Source organism: Leptospira bouyouniensis (assembly GCF_004769525.1).
In the GTDB taxonomy this organism is placed as follows: domain Bacteria; phylum Spirochaetota; class Leptospiria; order Leptospirales; family Leptospiraceae; genus Leptospira_A; species Leptospira_A bouyouniensis.
In genome coordinates, this window is sequence record NZ_RQFT01000003.1 from 123,789 (window position 1) to 150,275 (window position 26,487).

Below are 26,487 nucleotides of genomic sequence, written 5' to 3' on the forward strand. Positions count from 1 at the left end.
TAGAATGACAATTGCAGTATTTCCAAAATCCCAATTAGATGCAAATCAATTCCAACTATATTCTCGTCGATACAGCAAAAGCTTTGGATTTGGCCCTGATCAATCTAAAGCAGTCCAAAATCATGTCGATTGACACAGAGTCTTCGGGTTATTACACATATTACCCTAAAGTTTGTCTCATTCAGATCAATTCCAATGGCAAAAACTACCTAATTGACCCGCTAAAAATCACAAATTTGTCAGCTTTGGGTCCATTGTTCGAAGATCCCAATATTCTGAAAATCTTCCATTCCGCACAAGATGACATTAAGGCACTCAAACGTGACTTCGGCTTCAAATTTGTGAACACAGCTGACACAATGATCAGTTCACGATTATTGTCTTTAGAACAAAGTTCTTTATCATTTGTCGTGGAACATTACCACAAAGTGACTCTTTCCAAAGTGGAACAAAAGTCTAATTGGGAGATTCGACCTCTTCAAAAACAACAACTCAAATATGCAGCGCTTGATACGGCATATCTAGAATCCATCTGGTTAAAAATGGAAGAAGAGTTAAAACGAAGGTCTTTGTATGAGGAAGCCAAATCAGAATTTGAATTCATAGCTTCAGAAGATTACGTGGCAAAAGAAGGAGAAGGATTTTCTCTTGGAAAATTTCCTGACATCCTCAATTTCACACCTCTCGAAAGAAGAAAAATATTAGAACTACTTCGTTATCGTGATGAAAAAGCAAAACGAATCAACAAAGCAAGTTTTCGTGTATTTAATAATGATAGATTATCACAGGCAGTGAAGGGCCATCCAAACGAGGAAAAATGCATTGAATGGTTTGGAAAAAAAGATGGAACCGAAATTTTCAAACTTTTGACTTCTGAATATAATGATCCAATTGATACTTCAGAACTTTCGAAACGACATGGTGAAGACTTAAACGAAGATGAAAATCATAAATTTGAAAATGCTAAAAAGTGGCGACTTCGCATTATGCGAGCTAGACGAATGGAACATTCGTTACTACCTTCGAATAAACAATTGATCACAATATTGAAAGCAGCTCCCAAAAACTTAGAAGAACTAAAAGCCTTAAATGTATTTTCTGAATGGAAAGTACAAAATTATGGTCCAAGTTTGCTTGCTGCAATCCAAGGTCTTCCTTTTGATTCGATGATCAACCGTTTGGTGGCCATCCGATCCAAAGAAGCATTTGTAGCCAAACGAAGGAAAAAACAAAACCAAAACTCGAAAGATGAGGGTTGATGTTACCCTACGAGTCCTTTGTAAATCAACTTTCAAGGGACTTCGACACAATCCCTGATACATCGGAAACAAAATCCGGTGTCATATTTCCTTTGTTTGGTGCAAATGATACCGCCGAGGGGATCATCCTCACAGAACGCGCCAAACACCTAAAAAGTCACCCAGGACAAATCTCTTTCCCTGGAGGTGTGATGGAAAAAGCTGATCCCAATTTACTCGTGACAGCTCTCAGGGAATGGGAAGAAGAAATGGGTGTTGGTCGAAACTCACTCGATGTACTTGGCAAATTAGAAGGTTTACACACTCGCACCGGGTTTCATATCACTCCCTTTTTAGCGAAATATAATGGTGATTTTTGTTTTTCTCGAAATGTAGACGAAGTCGAACAAATCATTTTATTACCATTTGCCGACCTTTGGACCAAACCTTTTTATGCGATTGAAATCCCAGGCAGAGAACCGAAACATTTTGCATATTATTTTGATCTGCCAGATGGACTTTTGTGGGGAGCCACTTGTGAAATGATTTTACGTTTCCTAAAGGACCACTCTCACTTTGACCGTTCGCCACAAATCGTAAAACCAAATCTCACAAAACCACCCTTTTTAGATCCCAAAACCCTCTAAGGGGAAAAGGATTTTTCGCCGATCTTGTACAAGTGCGAAAACAGAACGAATCCATTGCAAAACTCGGTACAAATTTCCGTTGGGGAATTGTTATAGTTTTAGTCATATCTTCATTTATTTTCACATTCCAAACAATTCTTTCGCAATCTTCACCTAACAAACGCTATGTTTTTATTCTGGATGCTAGTGGCTCTATGTCCGAAAAATGGGATGGCAAAACTCGGATGGCCGTTGCGAAAGAAAAACTAATACAAGTATTAGGTGGTCTACCTAAAGATGCAAGTGTTGGTCTCGTAGCTTATGGAAATCGGATCGCAGGTTGCCAATCTGCAAGGTTATACCATCCCATCCAAAGAGGAGGAGCATCTGTCGTAAGCCAAAAACTGACAACCATTGTCCCTGCCGGTTCCACACCTATTGCCCAAACCTTACAAGTGGTGGGCGAATACCTTTTGAATGACCAGGTAGAAACTGAAATTATCTTTATCTCGGATGGTGTGGAAAGTTGTGAAGGGGATCCCAAATCTGTATTGTACAACTGGCGCCAGTCCGGAAAAAAATTTCGTCTACAAATCCTTGGCATAGACATTGATCCTAAAGGTGAAGAGGACTTGAAACGGCTTTCGATTTTAGGCGAAGGGAATTACTTTCCTCTGAAAACTCCAGGTGATTACGATAAATCTTTCCAAAAGATCTTTTCTCATTTGCAAACACCAGAAACCAAATCAGACTTTACAAACATTCCCATCACTCCATCAAATGATGGCTCGATTGGAAACACTCAAAATGTTGGTAAAATCCAAATTGTCAATATCTTACCTTATGAAGATGGATCCGAAAATGGGTATATAGTAAATTATGAATATTCCGCCAACGATCCAACGGAATACATGATCCAATTCTATCTATACCCAGCCGAAGAAAAACACCGCAGTTTCCCGATTCCACCGCTACGAGAGAGACGGATGGGTGATTTAGTGAGCCATCGGATTGAATGGAAACGTGGCAAAGAAGGGAAGGGACATTTTGTGATCCCCTTTCCACCTGGAAAACGTATGAAGTCTTCTGTCGAGCTATGGGATATGACAACGGTGCCGAAAATTATTGCCCTTTCTGATGAAAAACCCATTCACGAGAAAGTCAGTTCTGACCGAAATGATAAGTAATGAGACAGAATTCTAAACTTTGGCGGGGTCCAACTCGGATTTTCATACTGACGATTTTGCTTTTAGGAACTTTTTTTTCCTTATCAGCCCTCGGCAATACCCAAGCCGTTTTTGCCAAAGAAAGGGAAAAACAAGGTGATTTACTCTTCCAAAAAGCCAAAGAATTTTTAGAAGACCGAAACCATTACCAATCAGTCGAAACCTGTAAAAGTTTTTTGATTTTGTATCCAGGGCATCCCAAAACAAGGGAAGTGCGCAAAACATTGAGCTCCAATTACCGGATGACGGGCGACATTTTAGCCCTTGCCGAAAATGAACTGAAAATCTATAAAGAATTTCCCAATACGGAAGAAGGCCTCGAATCGTATTTAATTTCAGGAAAAGCGTATGTACGAATGGGCCGAGAAGACAAAGCATATCAGATTTTTCAGGACATTATCAAAAATACGTATTCTAGTAAAATTGCACAAGAAGCAGAATTAGAACTGACTCAGATGGAAATTTTAGGAGAGAGTAAAAATAAGTAATTTTTACGAAAATATTGCCCTAGGGATCTCCGATAATAAACTAGGCACGTTGAGCAAAAAGGGTTCAGAGATTTAAGAATGTCGTTTTTTCAAATGGTTACTTTCCCGGCGAACTCCTACATCATTGTAGAGGGGAAAAAGGATGCGAACAATTTCTATATCATCCGCGAGGGAAAAGTACGTGTCACTCGTGAGACGGCTGTTGTTGGTGAAGACCCCAATCAGGTTTTAGGACCGGGTGACTTTTTTGGTGTTGTGGCGGCGATGAGCCAACACCCACAAATTGAATCCGCAACTTCCCTTACAAATGTATCATTAATCTCTGTTAGTTACGACCAATTTGGAACACTCATCCAAAAGTCAACGGCAGTTGCGATGAATATCATTCGTTTCTTCTCTATGAAGTTACGACAATTTGATACTACAATAACACGATTATCGTTTCGTAATGCTGTCGAAGAAGATCCAAACGAACTCTTTAAGATTGGTGAATACTACTTCCAACAGCAAAATACTTCTCATGCAACATTTGCTTACCAAAGTTATTTAAAACATTTACCAAATGGTCAATTTGTACCGCAGGCAAAACTTCGATTACAAACAATGAACCAAGCGTTTCAATCCGCTCCCATTGATTACACTAAGTTCAATCGAAATTACAAAGATAGTGAAATGATCTTTTGTGAACACGAGCCTGGTAAGGAACTATTCATTTTACAAAGTGGAAAAGTAAAAATTTCTAAAATCGTAAACCAAAACGAAGTGATGCTCGCTGTTCTGCAAGCTGGAGATATTTTTGGGGAGATGGCCATCCTTGATAACAAACCTCGTTCTGCTTCTGCCGTTGCTGCAGGTGATGTGGAACTCCTTGCCATCAACAAAGCTAACTTTGAGGGAATGGTGAAAGCCCAACCTCAACTCGCGACTCGCCTCATTACACTTTTGTCTGAAAGGATTTGGATTGCTTATAAACAATTGGCAAACCTTCTATTAAAAGACCCACAAGGTCGTATTGTGGACACACTTATGACCTTAGCGGAAAAAAACCGTATCAAAGTTGCTCCGAAACAAGCATATAATTTCGAAATTGGAACCAAAGACCTACTCAAGATGGTGGGTCTCACTGATCCAAAAGACGAACTCATTATTTCCGATATCATGAAAAATAATAAATTTATTCGTATGGATATGGGAAAAATTGTTTGTTCCGACATGGCAGAGTTGGAAAAACTCGTCCAATTCTACCATAAGAAGGCTAATATGGAGAATAAGCTCAAGAAGCTGAAATAACTTCTTGCCAACTTATTTCTCCTGACTAATGTTAGAGGCCAAAGAAATATGAGTGATAAAATACTAGTTGAAGAAAAAGGAAATACGATCCGTGTTCGTTTTATGGACCAAATCCTAGATGGAAATGCTCCCGAACTACGTGAAATTCTAGCGGATATATTAGAGAAGAATGTCCAAGAGATTTATTTGGACTTAGAAAAAGTGGTGATTGTCAGTTCCCTTGGGATCTCTCGTTTGCTTTCCTTCAAAAACAAAGCGGACGAAAAGAAAATGGTAGTTAAAATTGTGAACATCCAAGACAAACTAAAAGAAACTTTGAAAAAATTGATGTTAGATCAGTTTTTTGGAATTTAATTCACGATCCCATTTTTTTTAATTCAAATCTGATTTTCCCCAGTTGCCATTTCAAATATATATACTTTGATTGAAATTCCAATGGGGAGATTGATTTCCACAAGAGTAAATTCTTTTCTCACAAATTGAATTGCAATACCCATAATAGAAGATTTCATTCTTCTTTATGCCAAAACCCATTGAAAAATTAATATTTCTTCCAGTACAGATGAACTCGTAAAAGAATTTTTCATTGTGAGTTTAGAGGAGAAGTTCCAGCCAAACACAAACGGAAAATCCGAATGTATTTTGTGGAGAGACTCCTTCCCGGATTACACCGAGAAGGTCATACAAAAGTATCCAACCAAGAGTTTGTGAATCGTTACAAGGCTCTTAGTGGATTGGCTTAAAATCCTTGAGCTTTTAAATCAGCTTCCATCATAATTTTAACGAGTTCTTTGAACTTCACTTTTGGTTCCCAACCTAACTGACGTTTTGCTTTTTCAGGATTTCCAATGAGAAGTTCTACTTCAGTTGGTCTGTAATATTTAGGATCAATTTTCACAAGAACTTGGCCAGTTTTTTTGTCCTTACCAATTTCTTTGTCTTCTTTGCCTTCCCATACCACTTCATAACCAGCAATTTTGTAAGACTCTTCAATGAATTCACGAACTGTGTGAGTTTCATTCGTAGCCACAACGTAATCATCAGGTTTGGCTTGTTGTAACATCATCCACATCATCTCAACATAATCTGGAGCGTATCCCCAATCCCGTTTTGAATCAATGTTTCCCATCGTAATGAAAGGAAGTTTGCCAGCTTTCACTGCCGAAACACCGAGAGTAATCTTTCGAGTCACAAAAGTTTCACCGCGTCTTGGAGATTCATGGTTAAATAAAATTCCATTGGATGCGTGCAAATCATAAGCTTCACGATAATTCACTACCGCCCAATAAGCATAAAGTTTTGCGACCGCATACGGCGAACGTGGATAAAATGGTGTTTTTTCAGTTTGTGGGACTTCTTGTACAAGACCGTACAATTCAGAAGTAGAAGCTTGGTAGAACCTTGATTTAATACCTGTTTGTTTGATAGCATCTAAAATTCGAAGGGTTCCCACTGCATCTACTTCTGCTGTGTATTCCGGAACCTCAAAAGAAACCTGAACATGTGATTGGGCAGCAAGATTGTATATTTCCGAAGGTTGGATCTTTTCTAAAATTCGGTTTAAGTTGGAGGAATCTGTCAGATCTCCATAATGCAAAAATAGGTTTGGGTTTCCATGTAAGTGCTCAATCCGATTACGGTTGAACAAACTGGTTCTACGAACGATACCATGGACTTCGTATCCTTTTTCGAGGAGGAGTTCTGCTAAGTAGGAACCATCTTGGCCTGTGATTCCTGTTATGAGTGCTTTTTTCATAGATCAGAGAACAGTTTTTCAAGAATCTTCATAATGAAAAGGCAAAAATGGGTTCAAGTTCACTAATTATCCCAAAATTCCCACTGAATTCATTTTGCCTTTTCCCGTTTCTTTAACAATTTGGCAAATATTACAATTATTACAAAAATGTTACATCGCCAACGGTCATCTATTGTTTCTCTCTTCCTGGTATTTGCCTTGGTAATACCAACTATCTCCCTCTTCTCCCAAGAGAAACGAGAAGGCACCACGGATCAATCTATACCTTTGGGAGATGAGAAAAAGGAAACCCCTATTTCTCAAACAAACAAAGAGCTACAAAACACAAATCCATCCCCCATCCAGCCGAACACAGGAAACTCGGCTTCATCTCCTAATCCTGCGAACAGTGGAAACACAACCTCACCGACAACTCCAAATCCTACCAACACGGGAACAGTTGCACCGGCAACCGAAAACAAATCTAATTGGGAAACAGGTCTTGGCAAAGGGATTCGTGCAGTTTCCAATGATGGCAAACATTCAATCCAAATCCGATTCCGATCCCAGATGCAAGGGAACCAAACATTTCAATTGGATCCTTCTCAAGACACATCGAACTTTCTGGTACGAAGAACGAGACTTGCCTTACGCGCAGGTCTTTTCAATGATACTTGGCTTGTAAACTTACAGTTGGGCTTTGCGGAACGAGATATGGAAAGTCAAAGGAGAAATACCTTAAGGGATGCCAATATCATCTACAACCAATACCGCGACGTAAAAGTTGCCTTTGGTCAAATGAAAGTTCCATTCAGTAGACAACGATGGAATTCTTCTAGTGCTCTACAAACAGTAGATAGGTCTAGTGTGAATTCTGAATTTAACTTAGACCGTGATGTAGGAGCCTACCTATTTTCTGAAGATCTATTTGGCAACAAACGAATGTTTGCTTATTATTTGGGAGTTTTTGGTGGTCAAGGTCGTAACCGAGTCGAAAGACAAACTCCCGGTGTATTGACAGTTGCTCGATTTATTTTTTCTCCTTTCGGTGGGATGTCAAAGTCTGGTTCTGATAACGATTGGTTGTCCGAAGTTGATTTTGCAAGATACAAAGATCCAAAAATTTCTTTTGGTGTTTCAGGTGCTTATAACAAAAATTCTGATCGATCTTTGAGTACACATGGAACGGAATATAGTTTTGCAAAATTTAACTATAGCCATGCGGCCGGAGATATCTATTTCAAATGGATGGGATTTTCTTTTCAGTATGAATGGTTGTGGCGGAGAGCAAACACTGCCTATGTGGAGAGAACCGTTAGTTCTGCGCTCACGAGAGAATATTCCAGAAGTGGACAAGGCCATTTTGTGCAACTAGGGTATCTATTCACTAATCAATATGAGTTGGTTTTTCGATTTGGAGAGTTTCGACCTTTAGGGGAAACCGATCCGACTATGAAGTATTCTCGTGAAGTGGGAGGAGCCTTATCCTATTATTTTGCCGAACACAACCTCAAATGGCAAACAGACTATTTTTATTATACCGGAACTCCTACTGCTGCAGAAGGAGATCATGTTGTTCGAACTCAAATACAGGTATTTTATTAATATGAAACGATTGATTCTTTTTTCCTTATTTTTCTTTTTCATCTTTAATCTCTTCTATTGCCAAGCACAAAGAGAAGATAAAATCAAAGAGACACAAAATCAATGTTTGCAAACGATGTATGTTGCGAGTTTGAATGCAGGCCGCACAGGTTTTAGTGGGAGTTTTCAATTTTTAGGATCATGTTCTGCTTCTTCCAATTATAGCCCATCTTGTATCGAATCCTATGCTGTCACACGAGAAGAACTTACCTGTCTTCCTGGTTATACAAAATCCAGTGCCAAATGTTCGACTCAAAACCTAGTCGGTGTTTGTCGATACCAACCAAATGGTGATACGACAAAAGTAAATACCATTGTCTATGTTAAACCCAACGATACTAAAGAGTTTGCCATGACAGATTGCCAAAACATAGCGACAGGTTCCATTTTCACTGAAACATATTTTAACCCAACGGATCGAACCACATCTTTAGATACGATCCTAACCAATGGATATCTTTGTGTTGATCGAGCACAAAAAAATTAATGGATACCACTTAAATTTTAAGAATTGAAATTATGAAATTTCGCATGATTACATTTTGTAATTTCATAATTTCAATAAAGTCATCATGATTAATCTTATCTAATCATTCATAAATTTCTTATTTTCAAATAATGATTACAGCTTTTTCTTCAAATTTCATTCTTTTGAATTTTTATCATTTTTATCTTGGATTTTTTTCCACACAAGAATGACTAAATCCTTAAGTTTTGTAGTATTTAATGCCTCATTATTTTCTATTTTGATGTTGAATTTATTCTCGATTTCCAAAATAATTTCTACATCAGCCATAGAGTCAAATTTCCAAAAAAAACTTAAGTTTTTCGAGAAATCATCCTCATCGGAAATTCGTGATAAATCAGCATCTAAATATTTTTCCAATATTTCCTTAACATCTATAACAATATCTTCCGGTATATGTAGTGACTTAAAATATTTTTCATAGAATGATTTTGCATCCAATTTCATTCTTCCGGAAAATACTTTCTCAATTTTTCGTTTTTTCGACCAACCTTCATAAACGGTGAATAAAATAAAAAATAATGTTATAAATACAATTATCAAAAATATATTAATAAAAATATGCATCATATTATTCAATTACTATGATCATCATTTTAAAATTACAAAGCAAGGATTCCTTGAGTAATAATCATTATTGAACAAATGACGCATTACAGCTTATAACAAACCTTCAATGACCTTTGCCTTTTTAGTGGTAAGTAAAAATGGACGACCGAAGGAATTAATGAGTTCTCCATCAGGATCCACACCTGCAGCCTTGTAAATTGTAGCAACGAGGTCCCGAACATGGACGGCTTCATTTGGTTTTATTGCCTTGCCCCCCAATTCATCTGTTTCACCCCAAACAAATCCCTTTTGGAAGGGACCACCACCAATGAGTGTGGACCAAACTTTTGGATGATGGTCACGACCATCCCGAGATCCGACATCAGGTGTCCTTCCGAACTCACTTGTTAAAACAAATAACGTTTGTTTGATGAGACCTGTTTGGTTGAGGTCTTCTAATAGAGCCGCAATTCCCATATCGGTTTCTTTCATAATCTTTGTGATTTGGGCTTTGTTCCCTGTATGAGTGTCCCAACCACCGATAGAAATATGTATAAATGGTACTTCTTGTTTGGCGAGTCGTTTGGCAAGTAACATCGCTTTTCCTTGCCAAGTGGTACCATACCTGACTCTTGTTTTTTCATCTTCCAAACTAATGCGAAAACTATCGATGTCTTTAGAATTACGAAATTCTTCGGCGGCGGTTAACATCTTTTTCCAATTCATTGCTTCTTTTGTTGGATAGTTTTTGGAAAATTCTTCATTCATAAACGAAACTAAATCCTTCCTTCGAAGGATTCGTTCTTCTGAAAACTTACCATGAGATGGATTCAAATGTTGAATGGGTTCATCCACATTGCCAACATGATAGCCTGAATAATTGATTCCTAAAAATCCAGAATTTCCATTTTTACCACCCCTACCACCGATTGTCACATAACTTGGGAAATACGATGATTTGACTTTCGATTTTTTTGCATAAGCGATGACAGATCCAAAATGGGGAATGTCTGGAAATCCCATAGCTTCAGTCATTCGATACCCGGTCCCCAGTAACATCTGTGCAAATCCATGGTCACCTTCTTCACTCCAAGTGGATCTAATGATTCCGATCGAATGCAGTTGTTTAGCGGTAAGGGAAAATGGTTCAAGAACTGAAAGCCCCGAAATACTTGAGTTCACTTTGGAAAAGGCACTATTTGGTTTTGGGTCAAGTGTGTCCACATGACTCATTCCCCCCATCATCTCGATGAAAATCACTGTCTTTACTTTGGATGGAAGCGCAATGGATTCTTGTTCCTTTTCTTCTTCTTCTGATCGAAGTGAAACAAAAGGATTTTGGGATAATAAAAGGGATCCCATTCCAAGGCTTAAAATTGATTTTTGTAAAAATTCTTTGCGGTGCATGATGATTCCTTAATTCACGTGTTGAAATTCCTGGCTATTCAGGAGAGCCCAAAAGATATCTTGTAACAGTTCTTTATCAAAAACATTGTCTGGTTTTACTTGGTAGGATTTGATTTTTTCCCATTCCCCTTTTGTGGGAAGGCGCCCAAGGAGACGAAAGTATAAATTTTGTACTACTTGGTTCATTGACTTTTTTTCATCAAATTCAGCTTTCACAAGAGATTGGTTGCTTCCAAAATCCCAAACAAGTTTGCCAACAACTCTCCCATTCATTAGAGTTAACATTTGTTCAATGGTTAACTCAGAAATATCATCGGATATATCAACTCTTTGCCCAGAACCAAACACAGCGAGTAAAGAATGGTATGGTGCAGGTCGTTCTACTTCTACTGCATTTGTAAATTCTTTCAAATTATCTAAAGGTATCCGCACTTTTCCTGTGCCTGACAGATCATACGGTTTTTGACCTAATAGATTTGTGAAAAACGAAAGATTTCTCTCTCTGATGTTCCCAACTTTTTGTAAATCTGATACACGGATGAGTGAATTTAAGAGTTGGTCACTATCCAACCTTTGGGGAGGAAAATACTGAATGGTATTTTGATTTGCCGATTGTGAAGTAACAGATCTTCCATATGCATTGGATGTGACAATGTACAAAATGAGTTCTTTCAGTTTCAATTTGTTTGCTAAAAAATAAGAATCCAGATGGTTAAGGATTTCTTCTCCTTGCACCACAGTATCTTCATTCCAATCATCAAGTGGTGTGAAAAAACTCCAACCCATGAGTTCTGTCCAAACTCGGTTAATGATGACCTTACGGAACCGATCGTTAGATTTGTCAGTGAGCCAACTTGCAAAAACTTTTCTACGATCTTCACCTGGTTTTAGTTTGGCTTCCTTACCATCCAAAAACTTAGGGCGTACTAAATCTCCACCTGGAGCATCATCGGTATGTGGAAAACGAATTCCGAGTTTCGGTTCATAATATAATGTGGCAAATTCCAATTCATGTTTTTTTTGATAGTCTTTTCTTTGTTCGTCGGTCCACTTGTTCCAAAATTCTCTATTCCATTCATTATTTTTATCTTGTAAGTTTTTTTGGTCCTCCATAGGCAAATGGACTTCTAATTCTCTTGGCACATAACTCAATGTTTTTCCATATCGATTTGGCTCCCAACTTCCATCTCGAAAGTATTGTTGGCTAAAAAAGGCAGCAAGTGCATAATAATCCCTTCGCGTAAAATCAGAAATATATGGATGGTCATGGCACCTAGCACAAGCTACACGCTTAGCATAAAACAATCTACCCACATACTCAGCTGTTTGTAAGGGATCGGCACCATCTCGGATATAAAACATAGTTTGAGGTGATTCTTTCACTGATCCTGTCGAGGTGATCATCTCTGTCACCATAACATCATAAGGTTTGTTTGCATGAAGGGAATCGGCAAGGTATTGAAAAAAACTTCCCGTAGGAATCTTACGACCCTTTGATTTGTCTCGTAACATGGCTCCGAATTTTGTTCCCCAATACTCAGCGAACTCAGGTTGTTTCAAAAAACTAACCGCAAAGGATTCTAATGTTTCTTCATTCGAATTTTCTAATTCTTTCCATTCACTTACACTCGGAATCATTCCTCGTAGATGAAGAGACAATCTTCGGTAAATCGTTTTTCTATCCGCCTTTTCTGTATTAGGTGATAATTTGTGATACAATTGGTCTAAGGGATGAACCGCATTCTGTTTTGAACGAGAAGAAACATAACTTAAAGATCCAATTAAGATTAATACCGACAGGATTCGAAAGCTGTGACTTCGAATCGAATTTAAAACCATTCTCATATGCCAAAGATTCTAAGTTGGATTTCGTGAATTGAAAATATTTTTCTTGCAAAAGTCAATTTTTTGCGGATAAACCTTGGTTGCGATGGCAGAAGAAAAAATCTATGAAATGCTTTGGGACTGCGAATTCTGTGGTTCCAAAAAATTACTCGGAAAAACCCATAGGCACTGTCCTAATTGTGGAGCCACACAAGACCCAAACCGAAGGTACTTTCCCAAAGATGAAGACAAAGTGGCCGTCCAAGACCATATCTATTATGGTGCCGATAAAACCTGTCCGTTTTGCCAAACAGCCAATGGTGCTAAGGCAACTTTTTGTGGGAATTGTGGTGGGTCTTTAGATGGTGCCCAGTCAGTCAAACTACGTTCAGAACATGATGGTGTGACAGAAGATTCTGTCCAAAAAGCAAAAGAAGACCTCGCCTTCCAAAATTCTGAATTTATAAAACCCCATCCAAAAACCCCGAAATGGGTTCTCTGGTTACTTGGTTCCATTTTATTTGGAGGGATTGGTTTTGTTTGTTTGGGAGTATTATGGACTGAAAAAGTAGAACTCCAAGTCACTCACCACGAATGGACTCGCACCATTGCCATTGACCAATTTAAACCCGTTTCAGAATCCGATTGGTGTGATTCAATGCCAATGGGTGCTTATGGTGTTTCCAGAAGTAGACAAATTCGTAGTTATGACAGTATCCCTGATGGCCAAGATTGCCGTACAGTTCGTTCGGATCGAGGAGATGGAACTTTTTCGGAAAGTGAAAGTTGTACGACCAAATACCGCAAAGAACCAGTCTATGATGACCACTGTAGTTATCGCATTGATAAATGGGCCTTTGATCGAAATGCAGTTGCAAAAGGATTTGGAACGACACAAGAACCTTATTGGCCAACCCCACAAATCCGAGAATGTGCTAGTACGGCAATTGGATGTGAAAGGCTTGGACCCAAAGAAGAAAAGTATTTGGTTCACTTCACTGAATCCAGTGGTGAAACCAAAGGTGAAAAACATGATTGTGAGTTTGATATGGCAAAGTGGAAATCCATTTTACCAAAAGCAGAATACCAATCAGAAAAGAGTGTCATTTTCAATTATATCACTTGTGACAGCATACAAATGTTAGATGGAAATGGAGGAGAGGAATAAAATGGATCAAACTTGGTTAAAAACCACATTAGAACGCTTTAAGAATGAACAAGATCCCGTTCGTAAATTTTTAAAAGAAACAAAATTATTTGAAGAGGCTCTTGCCAACCAAGAGTTTGAGAAAACTGATTTACTCATCAGAAAGGAACTCGGTGGAATCTTAACCTCATTCAAAGAAAGTTTTCGCAAACTCGAAGAGGGTTTTGTCCAAAAAGCACAAATTCAAAATATCGGGAAAACCAATTCGGCAACGACTCTCCTTGACCGGATCATTTTGAAAGTGACATCAGCAGGGTATGGACTCAATGGACTTGGAACGGGAGTCAATGCAACTTCAGTAGAAATAGAAAAGGTTCTGAATCATGATTTTTCAATGTTGGAAAAAGTAGGAACATTACAAAAAGAAATTTTGGAAACGTTACCCACATCATTTGCTACCAATCCTGAAGCTGCGATTGAAGCAGTGAACAAACTGCTTCTTGATTTTGAAACACAATTTGAAGCACGAAACTCAATCTTTTTAAAAACGTAAATTAAGGAAAATACAATGGCACTAATAGACAGAATTAAATTTGAAGGAAACCCAAGTGAAATCGTTTGGAAATACCCATCCGATGAAATCAGCACTGCTGGACAATTGGTAGTTGATGAAAATCTTGAAGCGATCTTTTTCAAAGAAGGAAAAGCTTTAGATACATTTGGTCCGGGAACCCATACCTTAAAAACGGGAAACATTCCGATCTTAGAGGCCCTCGTCAATCTTCCATTTGGTGGAAAAACTCCATTTACGGCTGAAGTGTATTATGTAAACAAATCCATAATGGCTTTGAAGTGGGGAACCACTACCCCTATCCCTCTCGAAGACCCTAAGTACAAAATTGTTCTCAATATACGGGCGTTTGGTGATTATAAATTCAGAATCAAAGATTCTCGGTCTTTTTTACTGAACGTTGTCAAAGGGGGAAATCGAACCACAAACGAAGCGATTGATGAATTTTTAAAACCAAATATCGTACGTGGGATTGGTGATTTTATTTCAGAAGTCATTTTGAACAATAACACTTCAGTGGTTGAGATCAACAAATACCGAGATGAAAGTTCCACTGCTGGCCGAGTTAAATTAGCGCCTGAGTTTGAAAAGTATGGTATCGACCTAACTGAATTTAACGTTTCTTCCGTTAACTTTGACCAAAACGATCCAAACTACCAACGAATCCAAAAAATCATCACTGATAAATTCGAAATCGATATGTTAGGTGATAAATACCAACAGAAAAAAATGTTCGATATAGGCCAGGCTGCTGCAGAAAACGAAGGCCAAGGTGGTGGTGCCATGGGTGCTGGAATGGGTATGGGTATGGGGATGAATATGGGCCAAATGATGGGGAATATGATGAACCAAGGTGGTGGGCAAAACCAAGCAGGCGGAGCTGCTCCTGCTGCCAATGACCCAGCTGCAAGGATTGCCAAATTGAAAGGCCTACTTGACCAAGGTCTTATCAGTGCCGAAGAATTTGACGCAAAGAAAAAAGAGATCTTATCATCACTTTAGACTGATGAAATTCTTCTAACTTCAGTTTCCAATCCTATCGAACTTTCCACATGAGATTCGTTAGATGGGATTGGAAAATCAGCTCTTGATTTTTTTTAAATCCTTATCACAATACATCTTCGATTTCAAAATCCAATTCTAAAGTAACTAGGAAAGCCGAATTTATGAAAACAACTGTTTGATCTCGGCCAAGTTTGCTTCTGCTTCTCTTTCTCCTTTATCGATGATTTCTTGGTACCTTGCAAAATCAAATAACTGAAATTCTTCCAAATGGAAATGGACAAACAAGTCCATCTTAGGACGTTTGAGGCGAGTGATTTCCCTTCCTTCTAATGTGATTGTCCTTGTCATGATTTGTAAGATGGGTGGGTATTTGAGAGTGTCCCAAATATAACGAAAAAATCCCTTTTCAGTTGTGTTACGGTCTTCAAAGAGTTTTACAGGAACAATTTCTTGTAAAGGAGAAACATTGATTCCCAACACAACATCAGCACCTTTCGAACGAATGAGGTTCTCAGGTACATTATTGATCATTCCCCCATCCACTAACAATTTTTCACCGAGTCGGTAAGGAGGAAAGGCACCTGGTAAACTCATGGCACTAGTGAGTGCTTCTGTAATTGGACCTTGGTCAAATATATGTTCTTTTCCAGTTTGTAAATCGACAGCAGATGTTGCAAATGGAAGTGGAAGTTCTTCAATCCTTTGGTCACCAAAACCTTTTTTTAACATCCGTTTCATTCGTTTGCCTTTAAAAAAAGCAACAACAGGTAATGTGGGATCAAAAGCGCTCTCAAGTCCACCGAAGAAGTTTTTCACCATCTCTTCGATTTCTTCAGGGCTATTTTTTCTCGCATACAAAGCAGCAATTACAGCTCCCATCGATGCACCTGATACAAAATCAAAATGGATCCCTTCGCGGTGTAACACTTTAAGTAGACCAACATGGGCAAGTGCTCTTGCACCACCTCCACCTAACGCAAGGCCTCTGGTCTTAGAAACCAAATAACGAGCAAGTGTATCTTTTTGGTAAAACGTTTTAAGACTTTGGTCTTGTGGGAGGTAACTTTTTCTCACTCCACTTTCCATCAATCGTATAGCGCGGCCTTCAAAGTTACGAATTCTACTTTTCCAAAAATGGATGATTTCTTCTTTCTCCTTGTAAAATTTTTCAGGATCATCTTCCCAAAAAACTAAAAAGTCAGATTGGACAACTAAGTAGTGTAAGTCGACCCTTGAAGTTGATTCATCAAAATAAATATGAAGTAATGGAGTTTTATTTCGAAGATTGGTTAGGTATTCTGAAATTTGTGTAGGATCCATTCCTTTGAATGTCGAAATAGGAATGGCTGCGGATAATTTTTTCGTTACTTCCCCATATTCATCTAAGAAAGATTTTACCTTTTCTCCAAAATGATATTCTGGTTCCAAAGGAATATGGACACATAACCGTCGCAATCCTGTAAATTTATCTTTATGATTGGAACGATCTAAATTTTCTCGCATCCTTGTTCCCATCATTTGGATGATGTTTTGAGCAAAGATTTTCTCTTGAGATGCTAATTGTAAAAACAACTTTCCATTTAACACATATACCAGTGTATCAATCACTGCAATGGCAGAAGTGGAATGATTGGAGCTTGAGATGAGTGAGTTTTCGGCGAGGACTTGGCCTGACCCCACATAAACATGAGATTGGCCACCAACATTTTCCAAAAGAATTTCGCCATATCTAACAATGTAGATAGATTCAGAAGACTCTCCTTTGTAATAGAGAGCCTCATGACTACGGATTAATTTTTCTTGGACATTGTTTGCAAGCCTAGTGAGAACAGATGGGGAAAGTTTTTTGAAAAGCTCCACAGACTTTAAAAATTTCTGTATCGCCTGTCGTTCTAATTCTGTTCGTTTCATTCTTCCCTCACTTTATTAAATTCGTATGTTCACCCACTCCTTCCTACGAAATTTTCCAACAAAAAGCACTGCCATTGATAAAATCCAAATAAAAAACGCAGACCAGATCCCAATGGTTCCCCATTTTAGTACTATCCCGAAGAGATAAGCAAGAGGTAACATAATGAGAAACGAAACAATCAAATATACATACATGACGTAGTACATCATACCAGCACTACGAAGTGCTGATCCAACTACCATATGGTAGGCATCTCCCACTTGGATGAGTGCCACGATACAAAGTGCAGGATATGCTTCCTTCATTACGGAAGGAACATCAGTAAACAGACTGATGAGCCATGGTCCAAAGAGGATAAAAAAGAGTCCCATACTTCCCATGACTATCGCAGAGAACGTTGCTGATCTCATAGTGCCTTCGTATGCCAAACGAATTTTCCCTTGGCCCATTGCTTGTCCGAGGATCGTAGTGGCAGCAATACCAAATGAAAAACCTGGCATAAATGATAAACTAAGACATGTTAGCACAACACTTGCTGAAGCTAAAGTGGTGGTGCTGATCATACCAGCAATTTTATAAAACCCAGAGAATGCGAAGTTCACAAGAGTTCCTTCGAGTGCGGGAGCAAATCCTACAACACAAAGTTCTTTGATGATTTCCAAACTTGGAGAAAATATTTCGTATCGAAAGAATTTGATCACATCCTTTCTAAAAAAATAAAACAAAACAACTAAGAGTGCCGGTATTGAACTCAAGCTGGATGCAATGGCTGCTCCTTTGACACCCATCGCAGGGAAACCCCAATTTCCAAAAATTAATAACCAATTAAAAAAGATATTTGTGACTGCTGCAACAATGGATGAAATCATTCCTACTTGAACAATCCCAATTCCATCGAAAAATCCACGTAAGGCGAATCCAACAAAAAACAACACCGTACCCACAAATCGGTAGGATAAATAAACTCCGGCAACTTCGATCACTTCTGGATCGTCTCCAATCCAAGCCATAAGACTTGGAGCATAGAGATAACCGAAATAGGATAATAAGGATCCGAGTACGAAAGACAAATAAATCGAATTCACTAAAGTGATCCCGACCCCTCTTTCATTTTTCTCGCCAAATCGTCGTGCTACGATGATTTGGACTGCCATCGATCCACCCATAAGGAATGCAAAAATGGAAAAGTACACCATTCCGCCGAAACCTACGGCGGCAAGAGGGACTTCCCCTAACTTACCTACCATAGCAGTATCCGCTACCATAATGGCTGTATAACTGATCATACCAAAAAAAACTGGGATTGCTAATCCTAGAATTTTCTGATTGAGTCGAGTTGGCTTCAAGATGCGTCTAATTTTGTGAAGCATAGTTTTGTCATTTTTATATGTATATCGATCTACACAACCACCTTTATGGATGTTTACCCCCTGAAACTTTGTTTCGCATTGGAAAAAAAAATCCAAACCCTAGATGGCACCTATATCTCGAATCGTACGAAGCAGCTTACGGCAAAAAAATTCGACCTTCCACTTTTTTTGATGATTATGCAGACATCAAAGAATTCTCTAAGTTATACCACTTCAGAGAAAAGGCACCATTTCTCCATTTCCAAGCAAAGTTCAATCTCATTATCGCCTTAGTCAAGTTTGATGAACCTGAAATCATAGAAGTTTCTCATGATGTAGTATTTTCCAATAGTTTGATGGACATCAGTTATGCTGAATACCGATTGATGTTTGGAAAAGAAGAACCAAAAGAAAGTTTTTATACAAAACTAATGGCCTCTTTGGAAGGACTCAAAAAAGGAGAAGAATCTGCCAAAAAAGCTGGTAAACCCATCCAAGCAAAACTTGTGATGTCTTTACATAGAGATATCAATTTTGAAAGGCATTATGATTGGATGAAAAACTGGATGGAAAAAGAATCTCTCATCCGGGAAGGTCTGGTTGGAATTGATTTTTGCCATATCGAAGAAGGTTTTCCACCAAAAGACAAACAATCTTTTTTCCAATCGGTTCACAAAGACAACAAAGCAGAACCGAATACCGCACTTTCCATTTTATATCATGTAGGGGAAAGTTTTCGAGATAAAACTCCCTTCTCCGCAGTTCGTTGGGTCTTAGAATCAGCAGAATATGGTGCACATCGACTTGGTCATGCCCTTGCACTTGGTATTGATTCGGATTATTTTTTAGGAGAGGAACGTACTGAAATTGTATCGGAAGCCAAAGACCAAGTGGAACACGAATTGATGTATTACGATGAAATCACCACCTATGGTCCGTTTTATGCTAAAGAGGAATTGGAACTTAAGCGGAAAGAGTATAAAACAAAACCAAAGAATGAAATTTTAACAATTCCATTTGATGAAACCCAGTCACAATATTTACATACATTTCAAAACTATGCGATGTCAAAATTGGCAAAAACAAATGTAGTAATTGAATGTTGTCCATCATCCAATTTATACATTGGTATGTTAGAATCACATATTGATCATCCCATCAGCCGGTTCCTACAAAATGATTTAAAACTCACAATTGGTTCCGATGATCCAGGACTTTTTGGTACCACGATGGCAGAAGAGTACCAACATGCCCATAAGGCAGGTGTTTCCGACAAGGACTTAGAATTCATACGTTCTGTCTCATTGGATTACAGATCCACTAAACTTTCAGGTCGCGAATTGGATTGACCCTAATAGGGATTAGGTAAACTAGAATGTATGCGGGTATTTTCCCAGATTTTTGTGCCAATGATTGTCTTTACTTTGGTGTTCGGTCCCATTTATGGACAAACCAAAGAAGGATTTTATGACACAAACAATTATGATTTAAGAAACATTCCCAATTCTGATCCTGAGTCAAATGTGATGAAGGATGTTACCCTGCCTCCCAAATTTGAAACACCTGTTTTAGCGACACCAAGAAACGCAAAAACACAATATAGCGGAATTGATTCCATCCCTGGAGCAGGATCCATGCTCAATTCTCGAACCCAAAGCAATTCAAGCCAAAACGCATCGAATCCATATAGTCTGACTGGTGCTCAAAATTCACCAATCAATCCACTTACTGGAGAAATCAACGAACAAGCACTCCAAAACCAACTTCAAAAAAGCAGAACCAAACAAGAGTTAAAGAAAAAACAAAAAGAAGAATTTGATGAAGATGCTATTTATGAAGAAACAAAATTCAGAAGAGGGTATATCATCTTCTTTTTGACTTTACCGTTTGCACTTGGTGCTTCAGCGATTGTTGCAGGAGCATTTGCGGTAGAAAAAACAATTGTAGGTAGTATTATCATCATCGGTGGATCTACAGGGTTATCAGGAACCAACGTTTATTTGGACCAACAAAGACTTGAAGAACACCGCGAAAAGAAAAAACAAATAGCAGACGTTAAACCTTGAAGTCCAAACGATTTTTCGTTTTTTTAATACATACTTTCGAATACTTAAGAAACAAACGCTTTGAAATCCGTAAATTATATATGGAACACCTGCGACCCATTGGAAGGCTGTTTTATATTGTTTTTGGATTTATTTCTGTTGCCATTTTAATTTTAGATTTTGGCTTTTTTTATCCAGATGAATGGAAAGAATATGTAACACTTTCTATCAGAACTTTAGTTAGTTTTTTTATCGCTTATGAAACATTCCATATAATTTTTACAAATAAAAACTGGAAAGAATATCTAAACTTACATAAGATTGAATTGATCATACTTTTGATGTTAGGCCTTGAGGTGATCTATGAAAAAAATATCATCTCCGTATTAAAATCATACCATATCTCTGGTGATGACACGACACTCATCTTTTTATCAGCCAATCAGTTTTTATTTTTATTTTCAAACTTAGCTCACTTCTTCCGTTTATCGAAAAAAAGAGAGTCCAAAAAACTAAATCCATCAGTCGTTTTTGTAGGTTCCTTTGCTTTTATCATTTTTATGGGCGTATGTTTTTTACATTTTCCTAAATCAAGCAACGGTCATGTCAAAACAATTGATATTATTTTCACTACCATCAGTGCCACTTGTGTGACCGGGCTTTCGACCTTAGATATCAGTAGCCAATTCACTCTGACTGGTCAACTTGTGATTTTACTCCTCATTCAAGTGGGTGGACTAGGGCTCATGACTCTCACGAGTTTTTTTTCCATCTTTCTTACAGGAAAAGGATCGGTAAGTGATACACTGATGGTCAAAGACCTTTTGTCTGAAGAAACCATGGGGCGTGCTAAAGAAATTTTAAAACAGATCACATTGCAAACGTTAACGATTGAACTTGTAGGTGCAATTTTACTTTTTTACCAATTCCCAACCGATTTTCCACTACCGTTACCTGAAAAAATATACTATTCAATCTTTCATTCCATCTCTGCGTTTTGTAATGCTGGTTTCAGTTTGTTACCGAATGGATTGGCGACTGATGCATTTAGAGAGTCTGAAGGTTTTTTATCCATTATCATGTTACTCATCGTATTTGGTGGACTCGGTTTTCCTGTGATTTATCAGATTCGTTCCAAAATTCTCAGACCATTTGATTATCAATTTCGTTGGTCAATCACTTCAAAATTAGTGTTTTTTATGACCACTTTTTTGCTGTTATTCGGTAGTTTGAGTTACTTCTTTTTAGAAAATCATTTAAGCTTAAAAGATTTGCCAATCGAGAAAAAAATCTTCCATTCTCTTTTTTATTCGGTTACGACAAGAACTGCGGGATTCAACACTTTTGATTTAACTTTGATGGGATACCCGATGACCTTTATTTCTTTTTTTCTGATGTGGGTTGGTGCCTCTCCTATCTCAACAGGTGGTGGAATCAAAACAACAACACTTGCGATCTCCTTTTTAAATATCAGTAACCAAATCCGAGGAAAAGAAAAAATGGAAATTGGTCACCGAACCATTGCTCATTCAACGATTTCAAGAGCGAGTGCGACGATTGTATTATCTTTGTTTGTCATTTTCATATCTATCTTTTGCCTTTTGCTCACCGAAAAAGCGCCGTTTATTGATTTATGTTTTGAAGTCGTTTCTGCATTTGGAACAGTTGGGTTAACTAGAGGACTCACTCCTAATCTATCTGATTTCGGTAAAATATTAATTTGTATTGTGATGTTTGTTGGAAGAGTGGGGATACTTACCCTACTCATTGCGCTTTCTAAAAAAGTAGAACATATCACTTACGAATATCCAAAAGAATATGTAGTTGTAGGTTAATCAGTATGCAAAGAAAAAAAATTGCGGTCATTGGCATTGGAAGTTTCGGAAAACTATTTGTACGTTATCTTTTTGAAGATGGACATGAAGTGATTGCAATTGACAAAGATCCAGTGATCATTGATTCCATCAAAGACTATGTAACCGTAGCAGTGGCACTCGATGCGACCGATGAACATGCATTACGTTCACAAGGGATTGGTGACGTGGATTATGCAGTACTAGCACTCGCCGATGATTTTGAAACATCGATTATTTGTGCGGATAGTTTAAAAAAATCTGGTGTGAAACAAATTTATGCAAGATACCAAACAGAACTGCAAAAAAAAGTATTGGAATTACTTGGTATCCGAGACCTATTCAATCCAGAAGAAAGAGCGGCAAGGAGTATGGCAGAAACATTCTCATTTGTTGGGATGCGTTCAAGTTTTCTTTTATCAGATGAATACAGCGTGGTAGAAGTCACGGTACCAAAACGTTACATCAACAAAACCATTGCAGAAGCTGACTTACGCCATAAATACAATATCAATGTTATCACCATCAAACGTCCTTTAACCAATAATGAACTGAAACGTGCTTCCGATTCTAAAACAGAAAAAATCCTAGGTATACCACATGGAAACACTATTCTTAAAGAAGACGATATAGTGGTTTTATTCGGATCTCAGGCTGATCTCACTAAATTTTTAGAAACATAAATCCATGGGTCCAGAAAGAATCATTTGTTTAACAGAAGAACCTACAGAAATGATATATCTGTTAGGTGAAGAAAAACGAATTGTAGGAATTTCTGTTTATACAGAAAGACCAACCAGAGCCAAAGAAGAAAAAACAAAAGTCTCTGCCTTTATCAGTGGTAATATTAAAAAAATTCTTTCCTTGGAACCAGACCTCGTCATTGGTTTTTCAGATATCCAAGGACAGCTTGCCAAAGACCTCATTGAACGAGGGTTAAATGTTCTTATCTTCAACCAACGTTCCATGGCAGAAATCCTTTCCAATATGCAAATCATTGGAAACCTCGTTGGGCAATCGGAAAAAGCCAAATCGATTACGGATGGTTGGAAACATCAGATCCAATCTTGGCAAAAGGAAAATGAGTCCCTTCAAAGAAAACCCAAGGTATTTTTCCAGGAATGGGACGAACCCATCATTACTGGGATCCAGTGGGTGAGCGAAGCCATCTCCCTCGCCGGTGGGATCGACAGTTTCTCCCACCTCAAAGACCGTAAACTTGCCAAAGACCGGATCATCCAGGCAGAAGACGTACGAGAGGCAAACCCAGACATTTATGTCGGATCTTGGTGTGGGAAGGCGATGGACTGGGACTGGGTGCGAAACAAACCCGAATGGCAATCCACAGGTTTCATCCGAACAAATCGAATTTTTGAGATGGACCCAAGTATAATATTACAACCAGGGCCAGCCTTGTTTTTAGAAGGGATTCCCAAACTCCGTGAACTCTTTTTAACAGCTTAATTACTCTCTTTGTCATGTGACTGTCATCTAAATGTAACAGAGATCATCTACATTTGAAACATATCAATCAGATATGGAGACATTCATGAACGTTTCATGTAACCAGACAAAGAAAAATATCACTTTGTCTCTTGTAATCGCACTGATCACAATTTTTGCAATTGTTGGAAAACTCGAAGCACAAGCTACCCCTACAACAACACCTGCGGCACCTACAGCTGAAACCACACAAAACGCAGAGACACAACCAGAAACTCCTGCACCTGCTGCGGAAGCTCAACCAGAAACTCCTTCGCAAGATTCAGAAATTGGACTCGTAAAATTATTTGTCACTGGTGGATGGTCAATGTGGCCTCTCCTACTTTCATCTATTGTTGGTTTTGGAGTGATCCTCGAAAGAATGTACTTTTTCTTCACAGCAAAACTAGTGAGAAAAGGATACAACCAAGACTTACAAGATGCAATCGATGCTTCTGGTATGCAAGGTGTAGATGAATTCTTAAAAGCAAACGAGGGCCAACGAATCACTGACGTGTTAAAAAATGGAATGGAAGTTTCCCAAAACGATCCTGAAATCTTTGCTGCTGGTATCGAAAGAGAAGCTGGTGAAGTGATGACATTATTAGAAAAAGGACTCACAGTTCTTTCAGCAGTATCAACGATTGCACCTCTTGTTGGATTCCTTGGAACTGTATCCGGTATGATCAACGCATTTGATGCGATTGCAAACGCTGACCAAGTCAACGCCAAAGTAGTTGCTGGTGGTATCAAAGAAGCTCTTATCACCACTGCTGCTGGTTTGATCGTTGCGATCCCTGCAATGACATTTTACCAATACTTACAAGGCCGAGTTGGTTTTTTTACATCTGAAGTAGAAGAAGCAGCAAACAAAATCTACAAAGAATACTTAAAACTCAAAGCCGGAAAAAAAGCGTAAAGCAAACGGTAAGAAACTAACCATGATTAAGTTAAAGAAAAAACAAGAATTAGAAGAAATTTCGGCAGCATCCATGTCGGACATTGCCTTTCTACTCTTGGTATTTTTTATGGTAACAGCAGTATTCTTTGTAAAGGAAGGATTGAATATTTCCCTTCCACGCAAACAATCCGAACCTCAGCCATTTTTACGTAAGAATGTATATGAAATTTTGGTCACACAAGATCGTTACAAGATGCGTAACCCAGCTTTCGGAACAAAAGAATACGTTAGTTTACAAGAATTTCGTGATGACCTAAACCACATGGAAATCCCGGATTTAAAAAACAAACTAGCCCTCATTGTTACAACCGGCGATACCAAATATGCAAAGATGTTGGATGCTTTATCAGCAGTGCAACTTCGCGGATTTGAAAAAATCTCAGTGAGAAAGAAGAAATAATATGTTAAGAAGAAAGAGAGTCGCACCTTCAGTTCCAGTGAGTTCGATGGCAGACATTGCCTTCTTACTCCTCGTGTTCTTTATGGTAACCTCCGTATTGGATTCCGATCCTGACCTTCCCATCAATTTACCAGATGTACCTGGTGGAGAACAGTTAAACAAAAAGATCGCCAATCTTTACCTGACTGCAGACGAAAAAAGAACTGTTTATTTTAACTCAGTGAAAATGGAACTAAACGAGGCGATGAGTGAAATCAGAGCCAAAATTTCCACAACACCTGACCTTAAAGTTTTGATCCATGCTGACCAAGACCTTACGTATGAAGAACTAGACAATGTTTTTGAAACTCTCCGAGAGATTGGTGCCTTAAAGGTTTCTCTTGTTACCAAGACCACCCAAGGTGGCGGATTAAAAGGTAAGTAACGTGAGCGGAACAGTTGTTACTCAAAAAAGATCCAAACGTGAAAGAATCCATAGATTCATTGATCGTTACCGAATGGAAACGGGTCTTGCAATTTCTGCCGTTATACAGGCGTTAATCATTCTTTTTTGGTTCACACCTCATTTGGAAACAGATAGTTTGGATGACCTTGTGGAAGAAGTTGCCTTTATAGACAATGTTCAAATCCAAGAACCAACTACGGATTCCAAACCAACTGATGGTGACTTTGATTTAACCGACAAAGAGAAAGAAGAAAAAAAAGAAGACCCTCGTATAGCTGGTGCTTCTGACCCCATCGTTTCTGGTGCAACCTCTCCAGTAGATTTATCACCGAACGTTCGCCCGGAATATACATCGGATGCAAAGGCTCTCGGTTTGACAGGGACCATGACGTTAGAAGTGGTGATCTCAAACACTGGAGAAGTGCTTCGTGTTCGTTCCGTAGGTAAACAGTTAGGTGGTGGACTCGAAGAGGAAGCGATTAAAGTATATCGCAGAAAACGTTTCTCCCCTTCGATCTTAGAAGGAAAACCAATCACTGTCAAAGTGCTTGTTCCCATCCGATTTACATTGAATTAAAACGATAGCTCTAACTTTTTTTATTAAGTTTTGGCGAATCCACCACCTTAGCGGTGGTGGACCGGGCTCTCCGCTTCAATCTGCATCGCAGGATTTCCGCTACGATCCCTTTCGCAGGGATCCTCATTACATTGTTAAGACTCAATTCAGAAATCTATGATGAAACCAATACTCAGAAATTAAGATT

Annotated in this window: 27 protein-coding genes; 20 read left to right on the plus strand and 7 right to left on the minus strand. The window is 38.5% G+C overall.

Annotated elements, in window-relative coordinates:
- Positions 1-38: 38 nt before the first annotated feature.
- From EHQ43_RS02155 to EHQ43_RS02180, 6 genes are all read left to right on the plus strand, one after another.
- A complete protein-coding gene (locus tag EHQ43_RS02155) occupies positions 39-1,259 on the plus strand; it encodes a ribonuclease D (RefSeq protein WP_135753672.1) in 1,221 nt (406 codons plus the stop codon).
- Positions 1,259-1,885, plus strand: a complete 627-nt coding sequence (locus EHQ43_RS02160) for an NUDIX hydrolase (RefSeq protein ID WP_135770026.1) — start codon at positions 1,259-1,261, stop codon at positions 1,883-1,885. The genes EHQ43_RS02155 and EHQ43_RS02160 overlap by 1 nt, the downstream gene beginning before the upstream one ends.
- Before the next feature lie 92 nt (positions 1,886-1,977).
- Complete coding sequence (locus tag EHQ43_RS02165) at positions 1,978-3,051, plus strand: vWA domain-containing protein (RefSeq protein WP_244242661.1); 1,074 nt, start codon at positions 1,978-1,980, stop codon at positions 3,049-3,051.
- The gene (locus EHQ43_RS02170) at positions 3,051-3,578 is read left to right on the plus strand and encodes a tetratricopeptide repeat protein (protein WP_135740339.1); all 528 of its coding nucleotides are present in this window, start codon (positions 3,051-3,053) and stop codon (positions 3,576-3,578) included. Before EHQ43_RS02165 ends, EHQ43_RS02170 begins: the two co-directional genes overlap by 1 nt.
- Positions 3,579-3,656: 78 nt before the next feature.
- Entirely contained in the window at positions 3,657-4,868 is a 1,212-nt protein-coding gene (locus EHQ43_RS02175; protein WP_012476075.1) for a Crp/Fnr family transcriptional regulator, read from the plus strand.
- 48 nt (positions 4,869-4,916) lie between these two features.
- The gene (locus EHQ43_RS02180; RefSeq protein WP_135740338.1) at positions 4,917-5,222 is read left to right on the plus strand and encodes an STAS domain-containing protein; all 306 of its coding nucleotides are present in this window, start codon (positions 4,917-4,919) and stop codon (positions 5,220-5,222) included.
- Between the two features lie 23 nt (positions 5,223-5,245).
- Here the strand turns inward: EHQ43_RS02180 and EHQ43_RS19800 are convergent, their stop codons facing one another.
- On the minus strand, positions 5,246-5,380 hold the full coding sequence (locus tag EHQ43_RS19800; protein WP_279631055.1) for a hypothetical protein: 135 nt from the start codon (positions 5,378-5,380) through the stop codon (positions 5,246-5,248).
- A gap of 227 nt (positions 5,381-5,607) precedes the next feature.
- A complete protein-coding gene (gene gmd, locus EHQ43_RS02190; protein ID WP_135770028.1) occupies positions 5,608-6,624 on the minus strand; it encodes a GDP-mannose 4,6-dehydratase in 1,017 nt (338 codons plus the stop codon).
- Positions 6,625-6,822: 198 nt separating this feature from the next.
- On the opposite strand from gmd, the gene EHQ43_RS02195 reads away from it, so the two are divergent.
- Positions 6,823-8,208 (plus strand): porin, encoded by a 1,386-nt coding sequence (locus EHQ43_RS02195; RefSeq protein WP_244242601.1) that lies wholly within the window; start codon positions 6,823-6,825, stop codon positions 8,206-8,208.
- 1 nt (position 8,209) lies between these two features.
- Positions 8,210-8,734, plus strand: coding sequence for a hypothetical protein (locus tag EHQ43_RS02200; RefSeq protein ID WP_135770030.1), 525 nt, complete (start codon positions 8,210-8,212; stop codon positions 8,732-8,734).
- Positions 8,735-8,890: 156 nt separating this feature from the next.
- On the opposite strand, the gene EHQ43_RS02205 is transcribed toward EHQ43_RS02200, so the two are convergent.
- From EHQ43_RS02205 to EHQ43_RS02215, 3 genes are all read right to left on the minus strand, one after another.
- Positions 8,891-9,220 (minus strand): acyl carrier protein, encoded by a 330-nt coding sequence (locus EHQ43_RS02205; RefSeq protein WP_208730859.1) that lies wholly within the window; start codon positions 9,218-9,220, stop codon positions 8,891-8,893.
- A 213-nt stretch (positions 9,221-9,433) separates the two neighbouring features.
- Positions 9,434-10,729: a DUF1501 domain-containing protein gene (locus EHQ43_RS02210; protein WP_135753679.1), complete on the minus strand. Its 1,296-nt coding sequence runs from the start codon at positions 10,727-10,729 to the stop codon at positions 9,434-9,436.
- Positions 10,730-10,738: 9 nt separating this feature from the next.
- Positions 10,739-12,574 (minus strand): DUF1553 domain-containing protein, encoded by a 1,836-nt coding sequence (locus EHQ43_RS02215; RefSeq protein ID WP_135770032.1) that lies wholly within the window; start codon positions 12,572-12,574, stop codon positions 10,739-10,741.
- Positions 12,575-12,650: 76 nt separating this feature from the next.
- Here EHQ43_RS02215 and EHQ43_RS02220 point away from each other — a divergent pair, with 76 nt between their 5' ends.
- Genes EHQ43_RS02220 through EHQ43_RS02230 form a run of 3 tightly spaced genes read left to right on the plus strand, consistent with a single transcriptional unit; the run spans position 12,651 to position 15,273 of the window.
- Complete coding sequence (locus EHQ43_RS02220; protein WP_135740331.1) at positions 12,651-13,721, plus strand: zinc ribbon domain-containing protein; 1,071 nt, start codon at positions 12,651-12,653, stop codon at positions 13,719-13,721.
- A 1-nt stretch (position 13,722) separates the two neighbouring features.
- Positions 13,723-14,253 carry an LIMLP_15305 family protein gene (locus tag EHQ43_RS02225; protein ID WP_135770033.1) on the plus strand — a complete coding sequence of 177 codons (531 nt, stop codon included), beginning with the start codon at positions 13,723-13,725 and terminating at the stop codon, positions 14,251-14,253.
- Between the two features lie 15 nt (positions 14,254-14,268).
- The gene (locus tag EHQ43_RS02230; protein ID WP_135753683.1) at positions 14,269-15,273 is read left to right on the plus strand and encodes an SPFH domain-containing protein; all 1,005 of its coding nucleotides are present in this window, start codon (positions 14,269-14,271) and stop codon (positions 15,271-15,273) included.
- A 162-nt stretch (positions 15,274-15,435) separates the two neighbouring features.
- Here the strand turns inward: EHQ43_RS02230 and EHQ43_RS02235 are convergent, their stop codons facing one another.
- The gene (locus EHQ43_RS02235; protein ID WP_135753684.1) at positions 15,436-17,187 is read right to left on the minus strand and encodes a patatin-like phospholipase family protein; all 1,752 of its coding nucleotides are present in this window, start codon (positions 17,185-17,187) and stop codon (positions 15,436-15,438) included.
- Positions 17,188-17,202: 15 nt separating this feature from the next.
- Positions 17,203-18,534 (minus strand): MATE family efflux transporter, encoded by a 1,332-nt coding sequence (locus EHQ43_RS02240; RefSeq protein WP_244242603.1) that lies wholly within the window; start codon positions 18,532-18,534, stop codon positions 17,203-17,205.
- A gap of 41 nt (positions 18,535-18,575) precedes the next feature.
- On the opposite strand from EHQ43_RS02240, the gene EHQ43_RS02245 reads away from it, so the two are divergent.
- The 9 genes from EHQ43_RS02245 to EHQ43_RS02285 all read left to right on the plus strand — a co-directional run bounded on the left by EHQ43_RS02245 (position 18,576) and on the right by EHQ43_RS02285 (position 26,300).
- A complete protein-coding gene (locus EHQ43_RS02245) occupies positions 18,576-19,886 on the plus strand; it encodes an amidohydrolase family protein (protein ID WP_135740326.1) in 1,311 nt (436 codons plus the stop codon).
- A gap of 30 nt (positions 19,887-19,916) precedes the next feature.
- Positions 19,917-20,603 (plus strand): hypothetical protein, encoded by a 687-nt coding sequence (locus EHQ43_RS02250; protein WP_135740325.1) that lies wholly within the window; start codon positions 19,917-19,919, stop codon positions 20,601-20,603.
- Positions 20,604-20,683: 80 nt separating this feature from the next.
- Entirely contained in the window at positions 20,684-22,417 is a 1,734-nt protein-coding gene (locus EHQ43_RS02255) for a TrkH family potassium uptake protein (RefSeq protein WP_244242604.1), read from the plus strand.
- Positions 22,418-22,422: 5 nt separating this feature from the next.
- Positions 22,423-23,118: a potassium channel family protein gene (locus EHQ43_RS02260; RefSeq protein ID WP_135740323.1), complete on the plus strand. Its 696-nt coding sequence runs from the start codon at positions 22,423-22,425 to the stop codon at positions 23,116-23,118.
- A gap of 4 nt (positions 23,119-23,122) precedes the next feature.
- A complete protein-coding gene (locus EHQ43_RS02265) occupies positions 23,123-23,899 on the plus strand; it encodes a cobalamin-binding protein (RefSeq protein ID WP_135770035.1) in 777 nt (258 codons plus the stop codon).
- A gap of 85 nt (positions 23,900-23,984) precedes the next feature.
- Complete coding sequence (locus EHQ43_RS02270) at positions 23,985-24,836, plus strand: MotA/TolQ/ExbB proton channel family protein (RefSeq protein ID WP_135740321.1); 852 nt, start codon at positions 23,985-23,987, stop codon at positions 24,834-24,836.
- 22 nt (positions 24,837-24,858) lie between these two features.
- Positions 24,859-25,278, plus strand: coding sequence for an ExbD/TolR family protein (locus EHQ43_RS02275; protein WP_135770036.1), 420 nt, complete (start codon positions 24,859-24,861; stop codon positions 25,276-25,278).
- Position 25,279: 1 nt separating this feature from the next.
- A complete protein-coding gene (locus EHQ43_RS02280; RefSeq protein WP_015677138.1) occupies positions 25,280-25,702 on the plus strand; it encodes an ExbD/TolR family protein in 423 nt (140 codons plus the stop codon).
- A 1-nt stretch (position 25,703) separates the two neighbouring features.
- Positions 25,704-26,300, plus strand: coding sequence for an energy transducer TonB (locus EHQ43_RS02285; RefSeq protein ID WP_135740319.1), 597 nt, complete (start codon positions 25,704-25,706; stop codon positions 26,298-26,300).
- Positions 26,301-26,487 lie beyond the last annotated feature (187 nt).